Genomic DNA, 20,391 nt, shown 5'->3' with positions numbered 1-20,391 from the left:
GACGCGCCGCCTCAGGGAAAGGCGACGCGTCCCCGCAGGACGGGCCTGAAACCGGATGCCGCATCGAGGGACGGAATGGCGCAGCGCCCGGAACATCGCCAGGCTAGGAGGAGCCGCCTGAACCGTGGCTGAACGGCGCGAGTCCCTCCAGCGTCAACTTTCAGAGCGCACCCTTGGCCTTCAGGGCGTCAATAGCCTCGACCGTGAAGCCCCAATCCCGCAGAGCCGTTTCATTGTCGCCGCCCACCTTGGGGGGCGGCCCCTGGATCTTGCCGGGTGTGGCTGAGAAACGCGGGGCCGGTGCGGGCTGGATTACGCCCGCAACTTCGACAAAGGTTTCCCGCGCTGAATTGTGGGCATGTCGGGGTGCTTCTTCCATCGACAGGACGGGCGCGAAGCAAACATCCGTACCGTCCATTAGCTCGCACCATTCATCCCGGGTCTTGGTGCGAATGACCGCAGCGAGCTTGTCACGCAATTCCGGCCACTCATCACGGCTCATCTGATGCTGGAACTGGGGATCGGTGATGCCCGTCTTTTCCAGCAGCAGCAGATAGAACTGTGGTTCGATCGACCCAATCGAAATCCAGCCGCCATCGCTGCACTGATAGGTGTCATAGAAATGCGCACCGCCATCGAGCAGGTTGGCGCGACGGCCGTCACTCCACATGCCGCCGGCCTTGAACCCATAGAACATGGCCATCAAGGAGGCGGCACCATCGCTCATCGCGCAGTCGATGACCTGGCCCTCGCCGCTCGACCGCGCATGGATGATGCCGGCCAGAAGACCGAAGGCCAGATAGAGCGCACCGCCTCCGAAATCACCGACCAGATTCAAGGGCGGGACGGGCTTGTCCGTCGTGCCAATGGCATCCAGAGCGCCCGTAATGGCGATGTAGTTCATGTCGTGGCCGGCCGCCTTGGCATAAGGCCCGAACTGTCCCCAGCCCGTCATCCGGCCATAGACAAGCTTGGGGTTGCGGGCCAGGGCGACATCGGGGCCCAGGCCCAGGCGTTCCATAACGCCGGGCCGAAAGCCTTCGATCAGCCCGTCTGCGCCTTCAAGCAGGGTCAGGCAGGCTTCGATGGACTCAGGCTGCTTGAGATCCAGGGCCACTGAACGGCGCCCCCGCGCCGTAACGTCGGCGGGTGAACCACCCCGGCCCTGGCCTTTCCGATCGATCCTGACAACGTCGGCTCCCAGGTCAGACAGGAGCATGCCGCAAAAGGGACCCGGTCCAATGCCGGCAAACTCGACAATCTTCAGTCCGGAAAGTGGCCCCTGGCCCATGGTGGTCTCCTCAACGGCGCGATGTAAAACGACGGACAGGACTAGAACGATGCTGACCCTCGGTCATGCAAGCGCAGGATTTGGAGAAGACGGCGCATCCTCGGGGCAATTCGGGTTCAATTCGCGCTTGGCGATGCGTCGAATGCAATTTGCTGGCCCGACCGCGACGTTGCGTCCCTATCCCCTCTGAACGCCTCTGCTATGTTGCACCGTCGAATCCCGACGGTCGAATGCGACCGGCGTTCGGCGGGATTTCGGGCGGAGGTAGAGTGTGGCGGTTGACGCCCGAATTCTGATCGTGGCGCGTGACGATCTGCGCGCAGGCCCCCTTGCGGAAGGTCTTGACCGGCTTGGCTGGCGGACCATTACGGCGCGCGGGCCCTATGCCGCCTTGGCCGCATTGGGTGATTTGCCGATCGAGGCCGTGATTGTTGATCTCGCCAGCGCTGGACCGGACACCCAGTCGCTTGCCAGGCGCCTGAAGGCTGCCGTCTCGCCCCGTCGTTTGCCCGTGATCGCCATTGGCGAGCTCGATGGCGGACAGTCGAGCCAGGCCTTTGATCTAACCCTCTCCCCGCCCCTGCATCCTTCCCAGGCAGCCCTGCGTCTGGAATCCCTTGTCAGGACAGCGGTCGCTGAAGAGGAATTCGAGCTGCGGCTTGAAACCTTTGGCGACCGGGGTCGCCGGATGGATTTGCCGGAACCGCAACCCTCGCCTTTCCGCATCCTTGCCGTGGGTGAGCCGGCTCCGCAGTTTCTGGCCCTATCCAATGCCCTGAAACGCAGCGGTGCCGAAGTGGTGGGGGCCTTCACCGCCTATACGGCCTTTGACTATCTGCATGAGCGCGCCTTCGACTCCGTTGTCCTGTGGGCGGGAGACAATCAGCAAGAAGCGCTGTCGATCGCCGCAGGCATGCGCCGCAACACTCGGCTCTTCCATATTCCGGCCATGCTGTATCTGCAGGCCGAGAGCTATGTGACCATGTCCGAGGCCTTCCATCGGGGTGTATCCGATGTCGCATCGCCAGAGACGCCCGAGGTCGAAACCGCAAGGCGGGTGATTGAACTCGCGCGCAATTACCGCCGCGGAGAGTCCATCCGAGGCGCTCTCGAGAAGGCCCGCAGCTCGGGTCTGATGGATGCCGCGACCGGACTCTTTACGCGGGATCTTTTTGCCGCCCACCTGGCGCGCCTGACTGCGGCTGCGCGGGAACGGTCGCGGCCTCTGTCGATCTGCGTGCTCCGGGTCGCTGACAAGCCAGATACCCTGTGGGCGCGGCAGAACGGGTGGCTGGATCGGGCCATTCCGCAGATCGGTTCGATGGTCGGCCGCCTGGTCCGTGTGGAAGACACCGCAGCCCGTCTTGCGCCGGAGGTGTTCGCACTTGCCCTGCCAGCGACCAATCTGAATGCAGCCCGCGCTGCGGCAGAGCGCATTGCAGCGGTGATTGGCTGCACAGCCTTTGACGCCGGCGAGGATCGGCCTCCCTTCGTGTGTGAGTTCGATATCGGCGTCTCCCAGATCGAGGCCGGAGAAGGTGCCGTGAAGGCTCTCGAGCGGGCGGCGGCACTTGCCCTGCAGCGCGAAGCCAGCTGAGATCCGCCATGAGCCAAACGATGATCGTGGACGTCGTCGCCGATGTGGTTTGTCCATGGTGTTATCTGGGTTGGCGGCGCGTGAAGGCGGCCCTCGCGCTCAGGCCCGATATCGACGCCAAGCTGATCTGGCGGCCCTATCAGCTGGACCCGACCCTTCCCGAGGACGGAGTCGATCGCAAAGCCTATATGGCCGCGAAGTTCAAGGACCCGGGGAGTCTCAAGGCCGTGCATCAGGCCTTGATGGAAGGTGGCTCTGAGGACGGGATCACTTTCAACTTCGAGGTCATCGAGAAATCGCCAAACACCAATGCGGCCCATCGGCTTATCCGCTGGGCCTTGACCGCTGGCGTGCAGGATCATGTGGTCGAAGGGCTGTTCGCCGCCTATTTCACCGAGGGGCGCGATATTGGCGATCCTCTGGTCCTTGCAGATATCGCCGAAGCGGCGGGCATGGAACGGCTCGTCGTCCTTCAATTGCTTTCGGAAGCAGCCGATAGCCAGTCGGTCTCGCGCGAGCACGCTCTTGCCGTTCAAGGCGGCGTCACGGGCGTGCCCTATGTGATTTTTGGCGGCAAGGTCGCTGTAGTTGGTGCGGAGACGTCTGACCGGATCGCCATGGCCATCGATCAGGCTCTTGGCCAATAGCGCCGGCGAGATGACCTCGGTCTTGCATTCAGTGAAGGCCGCCAAAGCGCGAGAATTCGTCTTTTCGAGCTAGGCAGCCGAAGGTGAGGCTGAAATGGGCGGACGGCATGCCGGCTTTTTCAATCCTGCAGGCTCCAGGGACGCCGTCCCCGCAGTGGCTGAGCCCAAACAATCCACCAGCCATCATGCCGTCGATAAAGCTCAGCTGCTCCGCCGCGCGCAAAATCCTCTGCCGTCAGGATAACGCGATCTGCGCATTGGGGCGGTATCTGTCCCGTGAGGTTTCCGCGCAGAACAACAACTTCTGCGGCTGAGCAAAGCGCCCCAAGAGCTTCGCCCGCCAGCGCTTTTCGACTCCAGGAGAGTGCAACGGGTCCCGGGGCATCACTTCTGGGTCGGCAAGCATAGGCGGCGCATTCAAATCCAAATGTGGTGGCAATCGTAAGGCCCTGCCGGCGAGCCCAGAGTTCCGCAGCGAACCGCCGACTGTCTGGTCGAAGCAGAATGGCTGTCTGCTCAAAGCGCACTGCAGCGGTCGCTCCATCCGACGCGATCCAGATGTCTGGCGGTTCGGGCCGGGGCCATAGGGCCACGGCCAGGGCGAGAGGCGCACCAACCCAACGGACCTTTCCCTGCCAAAGACAGAGCAGCATCAGGCCGAGGAAAGCGATGGCCAAGGTGAATGGCGGTGCGCTGGAGACCAGAACCTGGCCACCGAGCGACTCGAACTTCCGGGCCACAGCGACCATGGCTTCGACACCCCATCCCGCGATTTGCAGAAATGGCCGACCCAACTCCGTGGCCTCGAGCGCTGCGCCGAGCGCAAGAAAGGGCATGATGATGAAGGAGGACAACGGAGCCACCATCAGATTGGCCGGCAGGCCCCAGATCGCGACGCGATTGAAGTGCTGCATGGCGAAAGGGCCAGTCGCCAGCCCTGCCACAAAACTGGCCCCAATACTGATGGCCAGCCAATTGATGGCGGCCTGGATGATCCGGATCAGCCATGGGACCGAGATTTCGCGCGCGGGCCTCGGCCACCCTTCGGCCAGAGCGATCAGGGCCGTCGTGGCTGCAAACGACATTTGAAAACCCGGCGCGCCGGCGGCCTCAGGCTGCATCAAGAGAATGATCAGCGCCGCCAAGGCCAGGCCATGGAGACTGACAGCCTGACGATCAGCCAGAATGGCGGCAAAGGCTACGCTGGCTGTGATGGCCGCTCGCTCGGCCGGCGCGGGCGCACCGGAGATCACCAGATAGGTCGCGACCGCAAACAGTCCTGCGGTCGCTGCAATCTTCTTGCCGGGCGCACGAAGGGCCAGCCAGGGACAGGCTGCAATCCCTAGCCTGACAGCGCCGAATACAAAGCCTCCAACAATGGCCATGTGCAGTCCGGATATCGACAGAATGTGAGCCAACCCAGACGCACGCATGGCCTCGGTCTGCTCGGTGGGGATCCAGTTTTCATGGCCTGTGACCATGGCCGCTCCGATCCCTCCGCTGGCTGGGCCCATACGAGTGTAGATGCGCTCTGCCAGGCGCCATCGGAAAGCATTCACCGCCATCGTCGCTTTGAGCCGCTGCGGCGCCGCCTCGAGACGAACCCTGTCCACGCCGCTAAGCGAAAAACCGACCGCACCGACACCGTTGAACCAGGCGTCGCGGGCGAAATCATAGGCACCGGGAGCCGCAGGCGGTGGCGGAGGCCCCAGTATGGCGCGTAGCCTTACGGCCTCTCCCGGACTCGGCAGATGTTCGGCGTCCACCGTTATGCGGACTCTTTTCGGCGTATCACGAGGCTCCAAGCCGCTGATCTCAACCGGAGCGATGAGTAACCTCGGCCCGCCTGCGCCTGGGCTGACCACATCAACAACAAATCCCTTCACCCAGCGCGGCGCACGCTCGCCATCGATGACCGGTGTTGAGCCCCCATCGCTGCGGATCTTCGCCGCAAGTCCTCCGACAAAGGCGAAGGCGAGGAGCGCCGCCATCACAGCGAGGACGGGCTTGGCCGACCTCGCCCGCCACCAAAGTGCGCAACCTCCAAGGGCCAAGATCACCAATGAGAGAAGCGGCGGTTCAATCGGAGCCTCAAGATAGGCTGCAGCCCCCATTCCAAGGCACACAGGGCTCCAAAGGAACCAGCGCTTCAGATTGGCCTCGAACTCTGCGGCAAGCTGTCCGAACAGAGTCGACGGACTAGGCCATGCGCGAAACGCCGTGCTAAGACGCCCCGCCCAAGGCGCGCCCAGGCGCGCACTCCTAGCCGTCTCGGCGGCGTCAAGCTTGTCAGCATTGAGTTCGATGTCGAACCCCTCCTCCACCGACCGCGGCGTGGTCACCCGCTTCGCCCCCTCGCCCACCGGCTTCCTGCATATCGGCGGGGCGCGCACGGCGCTGTTCAACTGGTTATATGCGCGCCATACGGGTGGGAAGTTCCTTCTTCGCGTGGAAGATACAGATCGGGAGCGTTCGACAGAGGCTGCCGTCGCAGCGATCTTTGAGGGTCTAGACTGGCTGGGCCTGACATCGGACGAAGAACCGGTGTTTCAGCACACCCGCGCGCCCCGTCACGCCGAGGTCGTGCAGCAGCTGCTGGAGCGTGGCCGGGCCTATCGCTGCTGGATGAGCGTCGAGGAGCTAGAGGTTGCCCGCGAAAAGGCTCGTGCAGAGGGCCATGCCATCCGCTCGCCCTGGCGCGACGCTCCCGAGCCAGGCGATCCTGCCCTGCCGCACGTCATCCGCTTCAAGGGACCTGCCGACGGCGAGACCCTGGTCGATGACCTGGTCAAGGGTCCGGTGACGTTCCGCAATACCGACCTGGATGACCTGGTCTTGCTGCGCGCCGACGGAGCCCCGACCTACAACCTCGCCGTGGTGGTCGATGACCACGACATGGGCGTCACCCACGTGATCCGGGGCGATGACCATCTGAACAACGCTGCCCGCCAGACCCTGATCTATCAGGCCATGGACTGGGCTCTGCCGGCGTTTGCCCACATCCCACTGATCCATGGTCCCGACGGGGCCAAGCTGTCCAAGCGCCACGGGGCTCAGGCCGTCGGCGAGTTCGCCGACATGGGCTACATCCCCGAAGGCCTGCGCAACTATCTCGCGCGGCTCGGCTGGGGCCATGGCGATGACGAGGTCTTCAACGATGCTCAGGCCATCAGCTGGTTCGACGTCAAGGATGTGGTCAAGGCTCCTGCCCGACTGGACTGGGCCAAGCTGAATCACATCAATAGCCAGCACCTGCGCCTCGCCGACGATGCGCGTCTGGCGGACCTGGTGCTGAAGGCCCTGATCGCTCAAGGCGCGAATTTGCCGGCCGACGCCGCCACCCGGCTGCTCGCCGTGGTGCCCCAGGTCAAGGAAGGGGCCAAGACCATCCTCGAACTGGCCGAGCATTGCGCATTTGCGCTGAAAATTCGTCCGTTCGCCCTTGAGGAAAAGACGACCAAGCAACTGGTTGCCGAGACCGTCGAGCGGCTGGCCCGCTTGCGGGATCGCCTCGCCCAAACCCCGGACTGGGAGGTTGAGGCCTTGGGCAGTCTGTTGAAATCCTTCGCGGAATCCGAAAGCGTCGGGTTCGGCAAGTTCGGCCCGTCCCTGCGCGGCATCCTGACCGGCGGATCACAGGCCCCCGACCTGAACAAGATCATGGCCGCCCTGGGTCGCGATGAGAGCCTGGGCCGTCTTGACGACGCGCTGGCTGAGCGCGCATGAGGCGCTATAACGCACTCGCGAAATGAAACTTGGACTGCTCGTTCCATCGATGAAGGGGGTTCCCGCATGACCGATAAAGCCACACTGACGATCGGCGAAAAGAGCTACGACCTGCCGATCCTCAAGGGCAGCACGGGTCCTGACGTCGTGGACGTTCGCAAGTTCTACGGCGACAGCGACCACTTCACTTTCGATCCGGGCTTCACCTCGACCGCATCCTGCGAAAGCAAGATCACCTATATCGACGGTGACGCCGGCATTTTGCTGCACCGCGGCTATCCGATCGACCAGCTGGCCGAGAAGTCGTCGTTTCTTGAGGTCTGCCACCTGCTGCTGAACGGCGAACTGCCCTCGGCCGACGAATTTGCCAAGTTCGAGCACAACATCACCTACCACACGATGTTGCACGCCCAGTTCGACAGCTTCTTTCAGGGCTTCCGCCGCGACGCCCATCCGATGGCGATCATGACCGGTGCCGTCGGTGCCCTCTCGGCCTTCTATGCCGACAGCCTGAATGTCGATGATCCCAAGCAGCGCGAGATCAGCGCCCACCGGCTGATCGCCAAGATGCCGACGATCGCTGCCCGTGCCTTCCAGTACAGCGTGGGCCGTCCGTTTGTGTCGCCACGTAACGAGCTGTCCTATTCGGAAAACTTCCTGCGCATGTGCTTCTCCGTGCCGGCCGAAGACTGGGTGCCTAACCCCGTCCTGACCCGCGCCATGGACCGCATCTTCATCCTGCACGCCGACCACGAGCAGAACGCCTCGACCTCGACCGTTCGCCTGGCCGGCTCGTCGGGCGCGCACCCGTTTGCCTGTATCGCGGCCGGCATTGCTTGCCTGTGGGGCCCGTCGCATGGCGGTGCCAACCAGGAAGCCCTCGAAATGCTCGAGGAAATCGGCACGGTCGAGAACATCCCCGCCTATGTGCAGGGCGTGAAGGACAAGAAGTACAAGCTGATGGGCTTCGGCCACCGCGTGTACAAGAACTTCGACCCACGCGCGAAGGTCATGCAGAAGACCTGCCACGAAGTGCTGGGTCAGCTGGGCATCAATGACCCGCTGCTCGAAGTGGCCATGGAGCTGGAAAAGATCGCCCTCAGCGATCCCTACTTTATCGAACGCAAGCTCTATCCCAACATCGACTTCTATTCGGGCATCACCCTGCGGGCGATGGGCTTCCCGACCAACATGTTCACCGTGCTGTTCGCCCTGGCCCGGACCGTGGGCTGGATTAGCCAGTGGAAGGAAATGTTCGAGGATCCCTCGCGCAAGATCGGTCGCCCGCGCCAGCTCTATACGGGCGCGACGCAGCGCGACTACAAGCCGCTGGACCAGCGCGGCTAAGGTTTCCATCGCCTGTTGAACTGGAAAAGCCCCGTCGATCGACGGGGCTTTTTCTTTGCTCAGCATGGCTTGAAGCAGAAGCTCAGGCGCTCGGTGGCATGACCGCAGGTCTAGCCTTCAAAAATGCGAGGAGCGCTTCGGCCGCAGCGTCCGAGGGATCAGGCATGCCTCGTCCCATCAGTTCAAGAGCGGCATTCTGCTGTTCAACCTGCTCCTGACGAAGAGCCGGATCATCGAGTCTGGCCGCTACGGCCTGAGACAGGGCGGAGCCTTGCATCGCGTCCTGGAGATACTCGGGCGCGACAGATTTTCCGGCCGCAATGTTGATCAGGGTAACCCAATGCGGCTTGAACAGGAGCTTCAATAGTCCGTAGGTGATCGCACCGGTGCGATAGCCTACGACAATCGGGCACCCGGCCAGGGCCAGTTCCGTCGTCACTGTACCGCTGCAGGCCAGGGCGACCGTCCCGGCCACCATAGCATCGTCCTTCAGGGCCTCGTCCTCGATCACGTGGGCCCGGAATGGCCAGCCTGCAACGCGCGCCTTGACGGCACTGGCTACCGTCGAGGCAGCGGGAACGACAACGGCAAGATCGGGACGTCCCGCCTTCAATTGCCTTACCGCATCCTCGAAGACCGGCATGACCCGCTCGATCTCGGAGGGGCGACTACCCGGCAAGACCAGCAGAATGGGCTGGTCGTTCGTCGTACCGAGCGCCCTGCGCAAGCGGGCAGGGTCGGCCTGGCTGAAGTCCTTGGCGAGGGCCGAGTTGCCGACAAACACGCTGTCCAATCCAGCGCGTTCAAAAAACGGCCGATCCATCGGCTGGATGGACAGAAGCAGATCAACAGCCTTCGCCAGGGCTCTGGCGCGTCCGGGCCTGTAGGCCCAAACCTGAGGGGCGACATATTTCACCAAGGGGAGCGCAGGATCCTGCCGCCGCAAGGCCTGGGCGAGTCGGATGTTGAAGCCCCAGGAGTCGATCAGGACCGCAACGTCGGGCTTTTCACGTTCAGCCAGGGCCAAGGTGTCCTTGAGGCGCGCCATGGCCCTGGGATAGGCCCTGAGGCTTTCCACAATTCCGATGATCGAGAGCTGGGCGATATCGAACGGACTGACCAATCCCTCCGCCGCCATCTTGGCACCGCCGACTCCAACGAAGCGCACGGCTTGCTCGCCCAGCCGGTGCTTCAAGGCCTTTGCCAGACCGGCACCCAAGGAATCGCCAGAAGCCTCGGCGGCAACAAGCATGATGGTCAGGGGCTGGGTCACGCAGTGGCCTATGGCTCAACGCCAAGCACAAACAGGCCGAGATCGTCGGCGCAGGCGATCACGGCGGCGCGATCGACGATCAGCAGGCGACCGGCCTCACCGACAATTCCCGCCAATCCGGCTCGGGCCGCGCGCTGCAAGGTGGCGACCCCGATGGTGGGCAGGTCGACCCGGGTTTCCTGTATCGGCTTCGGGGCCTTGGCCAATACGCCGCGACGCGCTTCAGCTGTCCCTCGGATGACCTCGGGCAGGTCCGCAACCCGTCGGAGCATCGCGTCAGTGCCTTCCTGCGCCTCGACCGCCAGGACCAGGCCTTCGCAGACAACCGCGCCCTGCCCGACGTCGAGGTTGCCGATTGCACGGGCGACGAGCAGCGCCCGGTCGATGTCAGGCCTGTCCTCAGGACGCGGAGCATGGGCTCCGAGCGGCCCGGGCGGAAGGGTGAGCTCGCCGACCACCTCGTGGGCCCCCTCGACCTCAAAGCCTTCCTTCTCAAACTCAAGGAGAACGCGGCGTAGCAGGGCGTCATCGCCCTGGCGGGCGGCGCTGATCAAACCGGGAATGACAGCCATGCCGCGCAGGTCAGGCATGATGGCCGCAAAATCAGGCCGATCGACTGTTCCAGCGAAGCAAACAACTTCGCAGTTTTCCGCCCTCAGCGCCTTGAAGATCTTGCCGAACTCGCCAAGTCCGACTTCAACGCCGGCATAGTCGGCCAGGCTGGGTTCAGCAAAGCTGCGCAATCGCATGACGCTGAACGGCCGTCCAGCAGCCTGACAATGGGCTGCCAGTTCGACGGGGAGTGCGCCACCACCAGCAATCAGGCCAAGCTTGCGCATTCGCGGTGCCTAGACTTCCCGCTCGGGCAGGCAGAGGGGCCGGTTGTTATCCGACCGGATGAAATTCACGATCTCCATGACCTCGGCATTGGAAGCATGGATTTCGGCCACGTCCTCGAGCCGCTCCTGGAAGGTTCCCTCGTCTGCGAACAACAGGCGATAGGCGGCCCGCAGGGCGTTGATGGCCTCCCGGCTGAAACCCCGACGCTTAAGACCCACGAGGTTCAGACCCTCGAGGTGCGCGTGGTTCCCCCAGACGGAGCCATAGGGGATGACATCCTTGGTGACGATGCCGCCGCCGCCTACGAACGCGTAGCGACCAATCCGACTGAACTGGTGAACGGCACAAAGACCGCCCATGAACACGTAATCATCAACGGTCACATGGCCGCCAAGCGTGGCGCTATTGGCGAACGTCACCCGGTCGCCAACGATGCAGTCGTGCGCGACGTGAGCGCCGACCATGTAGAGGCTGTCGGACCCAACCCGCGTTACGCCGCCTCCGCCCACGGTCCCGGTTTGCATGGTCACATGCTCGCGGATCAGATTGCGGTCGCCGATTTCGAGCCGTGTATCTTCGCCCTTGTGAGCAAGGTGCTGGGGTGGCGCGCCGAGGACCGCGAACGGGTAGACGGTGCACTCCGAGCCAATCGAGGTCGCTCCGTCGATCACGACATGGGAGATCAGACGCACGCCGTCGCCGAGCCTGACCTTCGGGCCCACCGTGCAGAACGGGCCGATTTCGACATCGGCACCCAGTTCAGCACCAGGAGCCACCAGGGCGGTAGGATGGATCTGGCTCATTTGGTCGGCGTCTCCACCACCATGGCGGCAAACTCTGCTTCTGCCGCGACCTTCTCGTTCACCTTGGCAACGCCCTTGAACTTGAAGATGGTCGAGCGCGAACGGGTCACCTCGACCTCCATCCGCAGGACGTCACCGGGGCGGACCGGATTGCGGAAGCGGGCATTGTCGACCGACATGAAGAAGATCGTCTTGCCTTCCGTATCGACCTCAAGCGACTTGCTCATGAGCACGGCTCCCGTTTGGGCCATGGCTTCAATGATCAGGACGCCCGGCATGACCGGATTGCCGGGAAAGTGGCCCTGAAAGAAGGGTTCGTTCACGGTGACGCACTTGATGCCGACGATGGACTGGTGGGGACGATAGTCCTCGGCCCGGTCGACGAGCAGGAAAGGATAACGGTGCGGGATCCGAGCGAGGATCTCGGCGATGTCGATATCGGTTTGCGCCGTTTCGGCGATGTCCTGGCCCATACTTAGCCCCTTGTTCCCCGGCCACCCGCCATGCGCGAGAGCCATGCGGTTTCCCGGAGCCACCGCTTCAGCGGCCGGGCCGGAAATCCAGTCCATGTTTCACCGTCAGGCACGGCCTTAAACACTGCCGCAGAAGCGCCAATGCTCGCGCCTGAGCCGATCGTGAGATGGTCGGCTACCCCGGCCTTGCCTCCAAAGGCAACGCCATCACCGACAACGGTGCTGCCAGAGATACCGGTATAGGCCGCCAACACGCAATTGCGACCTATGCGGACGTTGTGCGCGACGTGGACCAGATTGTCGATCTTGGTGTTCTCACCGACGGTCGTATCGGAAAAGGCTCCGCGGTCGACACAGCTATTGGCCCCGACGGTAACGCCGTCCTGAATAATGACCCGGCCAAGTTGTGGAAGATCCACCACCCCTTTAGGCCCGGCTGCGGCCCCAAAACCGGCCTCGCCAATCACGGCTCCAGCATGAATGTTGACGCGGTCACCTATGATGGCAAACCCGATCACGGCATTGGCCCCAATCAGACAGTCACGGCCCAGAGTGACGCCGGGCCCAATGACGACACCGGGTGCCAGTCGGGTCCCTCGGCCAATCCGGGCCCCCTGCCCGATTGTAACGCCGGGAGACAACCTGACGCCCTCTTCCAGTTCACAATCGGGATGGATCTGGTCTGTATCAGGCTCGTGCCGGCGTGGGGCATACAGCCTCGCCGCTGCGGCCGCCCAGGAAGCCTGAGGGTGGGCCGTCAGCAGTGCCGCGCAGCCAGGGCCCAGCAGATCGCGATATTCAGGCCTGACAAAGCAGGCCCCCGCCTGAGTGTCAGCGGCAGCATCCCGACGCTTGACGTCCGAAAAGAAGGCAATGGCCTCGCTGTTGGCGGCGTCGAGTGGCGCGACCTGGGCAAAGGCTCGAGAGGCCTGTCCAGCGTCGGAGAGTTCGGCAGAGCCCAGGAGTGCGAGCTCCTGAAGCGACGCCGGACCCAGGTGATCGAAAAATCGTGGGTCCGGCATCTGGTCCTCTCGGCGAATGGCACGGCGCTCAGCGCCTGCCGAGTCGCTTATTTCTTGGTCGGCGTCAGAGCTTGAGCGCCGGCGGCCGGTTGGTCCAGACGTTCGCGATCGAAGGTAAGGGTCTTGATGCGAGCGTCCAGGGCCACGACGACGGCGTCAGTAATGTCCATGGCGGGGTTCGCCAGCAGAACCGACTCGCGGTCAACCAGAATGCCGCAGGTGCGTTGCTGATAGACCTGCTTGATGGCCGGATCGAGCTCCTGATAGACGCGCGAAAGCGCCTTTTGCTCGGTTGCTTCGACTTCCTTCTGGCGAAGCTGACCCTTGCGCTGCCAGGCGTTGGCCTTAACCTGAAGGCCCGCAGCTTGCTGCTCGAGTGCACCTTGATCCAGCGTGGCCTTCTTGGCGTCCAGCGCCTTGGCTTCATTGTCGAGCGTGGTGCGTTCGCCGGTCAGTTCAGCATTCACTTGCGCAATGATCGTCTTCAGACGAGCGTCGACCGCCTTGCCGACAGCCGAGGAGCCGACAGCGCGCTGGCTCGAAAAGATGCAAACGCCTGCAATCGGTGCGCCGTGCGTGATAGCCGGTGCGGCGGGGGCGGCGGCCGGTGCTGTCTGGGCCAGGGCGGTGCTCGACATGGCGATGGCGACGACGCCCGAAGCGGCCGCAAACAGGAACTTGGAAGTCATGATCATTGGAACCTTGTGGAGGTGGAGAACCGGAACGTTTCGGTCCGGTCGTAGTCTTCCTTGGAAAGGATTTTGCTGAAGTCGAACCGGATCGGACCCATGGGCGACTTCCAGTCGATGCTGATACCCGCCGAGGCCCGAAGACCCAGGTTGTCTCGGATGTTCGGGTCAAAGACGCCAGCCGAAGACTGACGGTCTGAGTCATCGAGCAAGCCCGCAGTACCAAAATCGCTGAACAAAGCCGCCTTGATCCCGTACTGCTCCGGCAGAAGCGTCGGAACGGTTAGCTCGAACGTGCCAATGGCGTAGAGTTTCGCGCCCAGCGAATTGCTCTGGGTCGAGATGTCACGCGGGCCGATGCCAGCCGTTTCAAAGCCACGGAAGTTGGTGCCGCCCTTATAGAAGCGGTCATTGATGCGGACATTGTCCCCACCCCAGCCTTCGATATAGCCGGCGGAGCCCGTAGCACTGAAGATGAAGTCCTTGTTGAAGCCCCAATACCAGCCGGCATCGGTTTCGGTCTTGAGGTACTTCACGTCGCCGCCAAAGCCGGCCAGATCCTGATTCAGGTCTGCGAACCAGCCACGGGTCGGCTGGATCGGGTCATTTCGCTTGTCGATCCTAAGGCCGTAGCCCACCAGCGAGGTCATATAAGCACCGCGCTGCAGGCAGAGAATTTGAGAAACTGACCCGCTGTTGCAGAGGCCGTCAGAAACACTGACCTCATCCCGCCGCAGCGTATAACGCATGCTCATGGAGGCGTTTTGGGTCAGTGGGAAGCCGACGCGAACATTGCCCCCCAGCGATCGGGTGTCATAGGCCGCATAGTCACTCAGGTCATAGCGGAACGAATAGATATCGACGCCTGCGACCAGATTGCGATTGAGGAACCGCGGCTCGGTAAAGGCGAAATCGATCTGCTGACGCAGGGAACCGACGGAAATCCGTCCGCGCATGTTCTGACCGCGGCCTCGGAAATTGCGTTCCGTGATGCCGACGTCGAGCACAAGCTTGTCCACCGAGCTGTAGCCGGCGCTGAACGAGAGTTCCCCGGTCGGCTGTTCCTCGACCTTCACACGCAGGGCTGTGCGGTCTGGTGCGCTGCCGGGAACTTCCTCAATCTCGACTTCCTTGAAGAAGCCGAGGCGGCGGATGTTGTTTTTCGAACGGTCGACCAGCACACGGTTATAGGCGTCGCCTTCGGCCACTTCGAGTTCGCGGCGCAGGACATAGTCCAGGGTACGCGTATTGCCGACGATATCGATCCGGTCGACATAGACCCGCGGGCCTTCACGAACCTGGAAGACAACATCAACGGTGTTGGTTTCGCGATTGGGCACATAGCGGGGGCGAACATCGACAAAGGCGAAGCCTGCCGCGCCGGCCGCAAAGGTCAGAGCATCGGTGGCCTGTTCGATACGCTCGTCTTCATAAAGCTGGCCGGTGCGGATCGGCAGAATCTGGGCAAGCAGGGTGCCGTCCAGCTTCTTGAGTTCAGTCTCAACCGTGACCTTGCCGAACTTGTACTTCGGACCCTCGTCCAGGGTGTAGGTCACGGCGAACCCGTTCTTGTCGGGTGCCAGCTCGGCCATCGAGGAGACGACCCGGAAATCAAAATAGCCGCGGTTGCGGTAGTGCTTGCGCAGTTGCTCGCGGTCGTACTCGATCCGGTCGGGATCGTAATTGTCGTTGCTGGTCAGGAACTTGTACCAGTGAGACTCCTTGGTCACGATCACATCACGCAGATCGTTGTCGGAGAACTCCGAATTTCCGAGGAAGTTGATGCCCAGAACGCCGCTTTTGGGGCCTTCATTGATCTCGAAGACCAGATCGACGCGCTTCTGCGGCAGTTCCACGACCTTGGGCGTGACCGTCGCCGAGATACGTCCAGACCGGCGATAGAGCTCGATAATCCGCTGAACATCGGCCTGAACCTTGGCGCGGGTGAAAATGCCCCGCGGCCGGATCTGCACTTCGTCCTTGAGCTTGTCTTCCTTGAGCGACGAGTTCCCTTCAAAGACGACCTGATTGATGATCGGGTTCTCGACGACCTTCACGATCAGGTCGCCCGAGATCATGTCGATCTTGACGTCTGCAAAGAGATCCGTGCGGGCGAGAGTCTTGAGCGCCAAATCGAGCCGCGCGGCGTCCACAGTATCGCCGGGTTGGATCGGCAGATAGGACATCACGGTCCCCTGCTCGATCCGCTCATTTCCCTGCACGACGATTCTCTGAACCACACTGGTCTGCGCCGACTGGGCGAATGCCGCAGCGGGCGCGACCAACGCGGTCGAACCGAAGAGAATCGCCACACCGGTGGCGAACGCGGCGCTGTGGGCGCGAATTTTGCTCATGGGACCAATCATGGACGGAAGGTGGCCGTTCAAGAGAACAACCCACCAAAAAATTTGAAGACGCTCAGGCGCTGCAGATCATTCCAGGTCGCGAACAACATGAAACTCAGCAAGAGCGCAAGACCAACCCGGTAACCAGCGGCCTGAAGACGTGCGCCAAGCGGACGCCGGGCAACCGCCTCATAGGCGTAGAACAACAGATGCCCACCATCCAAGACCGGAATCGGCAACAGGTTCATGAAGCCGACGCTGACGGACAGGATGGCTGACAGCCAGATCAGAGCCACCGCTGACCCAAGCAGCATGGACGGAAAATCGGCCGCACCGGCCGCACCGGCCTGAGCCAACTGGCCAGACGTCTTGGCAATGCCGATCGGACCGCTGATCTGTTCGGCAGAGACCTCCAGGCGAATGACGCGCCCCAGATAGTAGACCGTGGTCTCAAGAACATCCCACGTACGGGCCACGCCGCCGGCCAAGGCCTCAACCGGATTGTAGCGAACACGCTGCACGTCGCTGGCTGGCAGCCCACCGGCCACCCCAAGCAGGAGGCGCGTGCTGGGCTTACCCGCCGCATCGGGCCGGGTCTGGAGCCTCGGGGTAGCGAGGACCTGGATCGTCGCGCCATCACGATAGACATCAAACGCAATCGGGCGGCCACCACTCTGGGCTACATGTTGCGTGAGGTCTTCGAAACTGCCGATCGCAGCGCCATCAGCCTTCTGCACAAGGTCCCCGCGGCGCAGCCCAGCCTTATCAGCGGCCGAGCCTGGTTCCACATTGGCGATCAGAGGCGGAGCGCCAAAGCCGAGCTCCCCGGCCTTCTGGCTGCCGCCGAAACCATCTGAGACCTCAACCAGGGCCGGGGTCGCCACCAGTTCGAGGGTTTGCTTGTCGCGTTCGATCTTGAAGCGGATTGGAACATCGCTGCGCAGCAGGGCGTAGGTTTCCAGTTCGCCAAAATTCTTGACCGTGCGGCCGTCGGCCGAAAGAATCACGTCGCCTTGGCGGAAGCCAGCGGCGGCTGCAGGGCTGCCGGCGTTGACGCCACTGATGACGGGGCGACGCACTGTTTCGCCAAACACGCCGAGCAGAGCGGCGAACAGCACGATAGCCAGGACGAAATTGGCCAGAGGCCCCGCCACGACAATAAAGGCTCTTTGCCAAAGCGGCTTAAAATGCAGATAGCGACTGACTGCTGCCTGCCCCTCCCGACGCTCGATGGCGGTGCGCAGGCTTGCGAGGTCCTGCTGGTCAGGAACGCTTGCCGCGTTCTCATCACCGGCGAACCGTACATAACCGCCAAGGGGCAGCCATCCGATCTGCCACTGGACGCCGTCGCGATCACGCCACGATACGATGGCGCGCCCGAAACCGATGGAGAACTTCTCGATCTCTACCTTGCAGGCCTTGGCCGCCCAGAAGTGACCAAGCTCGTGCACGGTGACCACAACGAGGATCACGAGCGGGAAAGCGATGATGTAGGCGATAGCCGATTGCATGAAGCCGAGCATGTCGGTTTTCTTCTCGTCTTCAGTTGTGCCGTTGAACTTGACGCACAACCTCGGCCGCAATGCGGCGGGCGCTCGCGTCCGTAGTCATGGCGCTTTCGACTGGATCGGCGTCAGCTTCCATCAAGGCCCCCAAGCTATTCATGCGTTCCAGGGTCCCCGCCACCGAAGCGGCAATATCGAGAAAGCCGATCTGACGGTCAAGGAATGCCGCTACGGCCACTTCATTGGCTGCGTTCATAGCAGCCGGAGCGCCACCGCCTAGCCGCATCGCCTCTCGGGCGATGCCGATGGAGGGAAAGCGCTCTTGATCCGGTTGCTCGAAAGTCAACTGGCCATAGGCCGCCAGATCAAGTCGGGGCGCCGGCCAAGGCAGGCGATCAGGCCATGCAAAGGCGCAGGCGATCGGGCTCCGCATATCCGGAGGTCCCAATTGGGCAAGGGTCGAGCCGTCGACATACTCGACCAGGCTGTGAATGACGGACTGTGGGTGGATCACGGCCTCGATGCGCTCTTCAGGTGTATCGAACAGATAGGACGCCTCGATCATTTCGAGGCCCTTGTTCATCATGGATGCGGAATCGACCGAAATCTTGGCGCCCATCGACCAATTTGGATGAGCCACGGCTTGTTCGGGCGTGGCCACGGCCATCTGGTCGCGAGTCCAGGTTCGAAAAGGCCCACCGGACGCCGTGAGGATCAGTCGCGATACCCTGTGGATGCAGGCCGGCTGCAGCACCTGAAAGATCGCGGAGTGCTCTGAGTCGACCGGAATCACGGATCCGCCTGCTGCGCGGGCAATCCGCAACAGTGCAGGTCCAGCACAAACAAGGCTCTCTTTGTTCGCCAGAGCGATCACGGCTCCGGTCCGCGCTGCCGCCAGGGTCGGTGCCAGGCCAGCAGCCCCGACGATAGCCGACATCACCCAGTCGGCACCCATTGCCGCAGCTTCGACAATAGCCGAGGCCCCGGCAGCGGTTCGGATGCCCGTGTTTTGAAGGCTGTCTCGAAGCCTGGGGAGCAGCGCCTCATCTTCAATGACCACAACGGTGGGCCGCCAGCGTAGCGCCTGTTCGATCAACTTTTCGACGTTGCGACCAGCCGTGAGCGCCAGGACGTCAACCTCGACGCCAGAGGCTTCAAACAGGCTCAGAGTCGAAACACCGATTGAGCCAGTGGAGCCCAGAACCACGACCTTCCGGATCGGCGTCAATTGGCCCATCCATAAAGATAGATCAGGCGGATGCCCGCGATGACGATGGCTGCGAACATCAACCCGTCTACCCGGTCGAGCAGGCCGCCGTGTCCAGGGATCAGATCGCCGGAGTCCTTCACGCCGAAACGCCGTTTCAGCATCGACTCCCAGAGATCGCCCATCATGGTCGAGAGACCACCCAGCAATCCGATCAAGGCCGCCACGGGCCAGCTGAGATTCAGGTCGGGCAGAGCCGGGAGATGACGGGAAAGAACATCAATTCCGACGGCCGCGAGGGAAGCTGCCACCAGACCGCCGAAAAAGCCTGACCACGTTTTGTTAGGCGAGAACCGGGGCCAGAGCTTGGGCCCCTTCAGGATACTGCCGACGACAAAGGCGAAAATGTCTGCAAACCAAGTGACGGCGAACAGCAACAGCGTCCAGCTTAGCCCCACATCCAGACCACGTAACCAGACCAGCGCGATACAGGCCGGACCAATATAGATCACGCCATAAGCAGCGTCCGCGCGTCGCTCAACTGCGCCGCGGGCGAGCAATGCGGCCAGGATCGCCCCTGCAACGAGGAGCGGCCAGGTAAGATAATAGTGGCCTCTATAGGCTGCAATAACGGCAACCAGCACTGCCGCACCGATGGCAAAGGCAACGCCACCTGAGGCTCTGGGCGCACTCATCTTGCCCCACTCGCGGGCCAAAAGCGCAACACAGACGGCGACAAGTGCCAGGAACCAGATCTCACCAAACCAAACGGCGGCCACGACCGTAGGCACGAGTACGGTGCCAGATAGCACGCGCACTCGCAGGTTTTTCCAGTTGAAGCGCTTAGCCGGCGACGGCGACGTCATCGGCAGCAATGCCTCCATAGCGACGGTCACGACCGCGGTATTCTGTGATGGCCGCAGAGAGGGCTTCGGGTCCGTAATCGGGCCACAGCACGTCCTGGAAAACCAGTTCGGCGTAGGCACATTCCCAAAGCAGGAAGTTTGAAATCCTTTGCTCTCCGCTGGTGCGCACAATCACATCAGGGGCCGGCGCGGCGGATGTCGAAAGAAGGCTTTCGAAAACGGCTTCATTGAGGTCGGCCGCCTTGGCCTCGCCACGTTCCACGGCTTCAGCAAAGGCCCGGGCAGCATCAGCGATATCGGCGCGGCCACCGTAGTTGAAGGCGACCTGAAGCGTGAACTTGGTGTTGCTGGCTGTTCGCCGCTCCGCCCGCTCGATAATCTCCTGTATATCCGGGGCTAGGCCCGTTCTGCGGCCGATGATCCGAACCCGAACCCCCTCTCGGTCCAGACGCTCCAGATCGGATTCCACATAGGCCTTGAGAAGGCCCATCAACTCCGACACTTCATGCGCAGGACGGCTCCAGTTTTCGGTCGAAAAACCGAACACGGTCAGAACGCCGACACCCTGGTCTGGGGCGGCTTCGACCGTGCGCTTGAGCGCGTTGACGCCGGCGCGATGACCCAGCGCACGCGGCATCCCGCGACGCTTCGCCCAGCGACCGTTCCCGTCCATGATGATGGCCACATGCAAGGAGCGACTCGACGCATCGCCCCCAGCGCGCGCCGAAACATCCTGCAGGCCGGTCGTCGCCGACATCGT

At 62.6% G+C, this 20,391-nt stretch carries 17 protein-coding genes; 4 read left to right on the top strand and 13 right to left on the bottom strand.

The window, feature by feature from the left end; translation table 11 throughout:
• Positions 1-160: 160 nt before the first annotated feature.
• The gene (locus tag AQ619_RS08715; protein WP_062146426.1) at positions 161-1,291 is read right to left on the bottom strand and encodes a CaiB/BaiF CoA transferase family protein; all 1,131 of its coding nucleotides are present in this window, start codon (positions 1,289-1,291) and stop codon (positions 161-163) included.
• A 271-nt stretch (positions 1,292-1,562) separates the two neighbouring features.
• Between AQ619_RS08715 and AQ619_RS08710 the strand changes: the two genes are divergently transcribed.
• Positions 1,563-2,888 carry a diguanylate cyclase domain-containing protein gene (locus AQ619_RS08710; RefSeq protein ID WP_062146424.1) on the top strand — a complete coding sequence of 442 codons (1,326 nt, stop codon included), beginning with the start codon at positions 1,563-1,565 and terminating at the stop codon, positions 2,886-2,888.
• 8 nt (positions 2,889-2,896) lie between these two features.
• Entirely contained in the window at positions 2,897-3,535 is a 639-nt protein-coding gene (locus AQ619_RS08705) for a DsbA family oxidoreductase (protein ID WP_062146422.1), read from the top strand.
• Positions 3,536-3,654: 119 nt separating this feature from the next.
• Here the strand turns inward: AQ619_RS08705 and AQ619_RS08700 are convergent, their stop codons facing one another.
• Complete coding sequence (locus tag AQ619_RS08700; RefSeq protein WP_236849567.1) at positions 3,655-5,724, bottom strand: ComEC/Rec2 family competence protein; 2,070 nt, start codon at positions 5,722-5,724, stop codon at positions 3,655-3,657.
• A gap of 115 nt (positions 5,725-5,839) precedes the next feature.
• Between AQ619_RS08700 and gltX the strand changes: the two genes are divergently transcribed.
• Both gltX and gltA read left to right on the top strand, forming a co-directional pair.
• Positions 5,840-7,261, top strand: a complete 1,422-nt coding sequence (gltX, locus tag AQ619_RS08695) for a glutamate--tRNA ligase (RefSeq protein ID WP_062146420.1) — start codon at positions 5,840-5,842, stop codon at positions 7,259-7,261.
• Between the two features lie 66 nt (positions 7,262-7,327).
• Positions 7,328-8,608 carry a citrate synthase gene (gltA, locus tag AQ619_RS08690; protein ID WP_062146418.1) on the top strand — a complete coding sequence of 427 codons (1,281 nt, stop codon included), beginning with the start codon at positions 7,328-7,330 and terminating at the stop codon, positions 8,606-8,608.
• Between the two features lie 82 nt (positions 8,609-8,690).
• Here gltA and lpxB read toward each other — a convergent pair whose 3' ends face one another.
• Genes lpxB through uppS form a run of 11 tightly spaced genes read right to left on the bottom strand, consistent with a single transcriptional unit; the run spans position 8,691 to position 20,388 of the window.
• On the bottom strand, positions 8,691-9,881 hold the full coding sequence (lpxB, locus tag AQ619_RS08685) for a lipid-A-disaccharide synthase (protein WP_084745877.1): 1,191 nt from the start codon (positions 9,879-9,881) through the stop codon (positions 8,691-8,693).
• Between the two features lie 8 nt (positions 9,882-9,889).
• A complete protein-coding gene (gene lpxI, locus AQ619_RS08680) occupies positions 9,890-10,720 on the bottom strand; it encodes a UDP-2,3-diacylglucosamine diphosphatase (RefSeq protein WP_062146416.1) in 831 nt (276 codons plus the stop codon).
• A 9-nt stretch (positions 10,721-10,729) separates the two neighbouring features.
• A complete protein-coding gene (lpxA, locus tag AQ619_RS08675) occupies positions 10,730-11,524 on the bottom strand; it encodes an acyl-ACP--UDP-N-acetylglucosamine O-acyltransferase (protein ID WP_062146414.1) in 795 nt (264 codons plus the stop codon).
• Complete coding sequence (gene fabZ, locus AQ619_RS08670) at positions 11,521-11,997, bottom strand: 3-hydroxyacyl-ACP dehydratase FabZ (protein ID WP_062146412.1); 477 nt, start codon at positions 11,995-11,997, stop codon at positions 11,521-11,523. Before fabZ ends, lpxA begins: the two co-directional genes overlap by 4 nt.
• A 2-nt stretch (positions 11,998-11,999) precedes the next feature.
• Positions 12,000-13,019 (bottom strand): UDP-3-O-(3-hydroxymyristoyl)glucosamine N-acyltransferase, encoded by a 1,020-nt coding sequence (gene lpxD / locus AQ619_RS08665; protein ID WP_062146410.1) that lies wholly within the window; start codon positions 13,017-13,019, stop codon positions 12,000-12,002.
• A gap of 47 nt (positions 13,020-13,066) precedes the next feature.
• A complete protein-coding gene (locus AQ619_RS08660) occupies positions 13,067-13,708 on the bottom strand; it encodes an OmpH family outer membrane protein (protein WP_062151444.1) in 642 nt (213 codons plus the stop codon).
• Between the two features lie 2 nt (positions 13,709-13,710).
• Entirely contained in the window at positions 13,711-16,074 is a 2,364-nt protein-coding gene (gene bamA, locus AQ619_RS08655) for an outer membrane protein assembly factor BamA (RefSeq protein ID WP_062146408.1), read from the bottom strand.
• Positions 16,075-16,091: 17 nt separating this feature from the next.
• Positions 16,092-17,624 (bottom strand): RIP metalloprotease RseP, encoded by a 1,533-nt coding sequence (gene rseP / locus AQ619_RS08650; RefSeq protein ID WP_236849555.1) that lies wholly within the window; start codon positions 17,622-17,624, stop codon positions 16,092-16,094.
• Complete coding sequence (gene dxr, locus AQ619_RS08645) at positions 17,596-18,795, bottom strand: 1-deoxy-D-xylulose-5-phosphate reductoisomerase (protein ID WP_062146403.1); 1,200 nt, start codon at positions 18,793-18,795, stop codon at positions 17,596-17,598. The genes rseP and dxr overlap by 29 nt, the downstream gene beginning before the upstream one ends.
• Positions 18,783-19,631 carry a phosphatidate cytidylyltransferase gene (locus tag AQ619_RS08640; protein WP_062151441.1) on the bottom strand — a complete coding sequence of 283 codons (849 nt, stop codon included), beginning with the start codon at positions 19,629-19,631 and terminating at the stop codon, positions 18,783-18,785. Before AQ619_RS08640 ends, dxr begins: the two co-directional genes overlap by 13 nt.
• Positions 19,609-20,388: a polyprenyl diphosphate synthase gene (gene uppS, locus AQ619_RS08635; protein ID WP_062146401.1), complete on the bottom strand. Its 780-nt coding sequence runs from the start codon at positions 20,386-20,388 to the stop codon at positions 19,609-19,611. Before uppS ends, AQ619_RS08640 begins: the two co-directional genes overlap by 23 nt.
• Positions 20,389-20,391: the final 3 nt, after the last annotated feature.

It is taken from the genome of Caulobacter henricii (assembly GCF_001414055.1).
Taxonomy (GTDB): domain Bacteria; phylum Pseudomonadota; class Alphaproteobacteria; order Caulobacterales; family Caulobacteraceae; genus Caulobacter; species Caulobacter henricii.
This window is presented reverse-complemented; position numbering and strand designations above follow the sequence as displayed.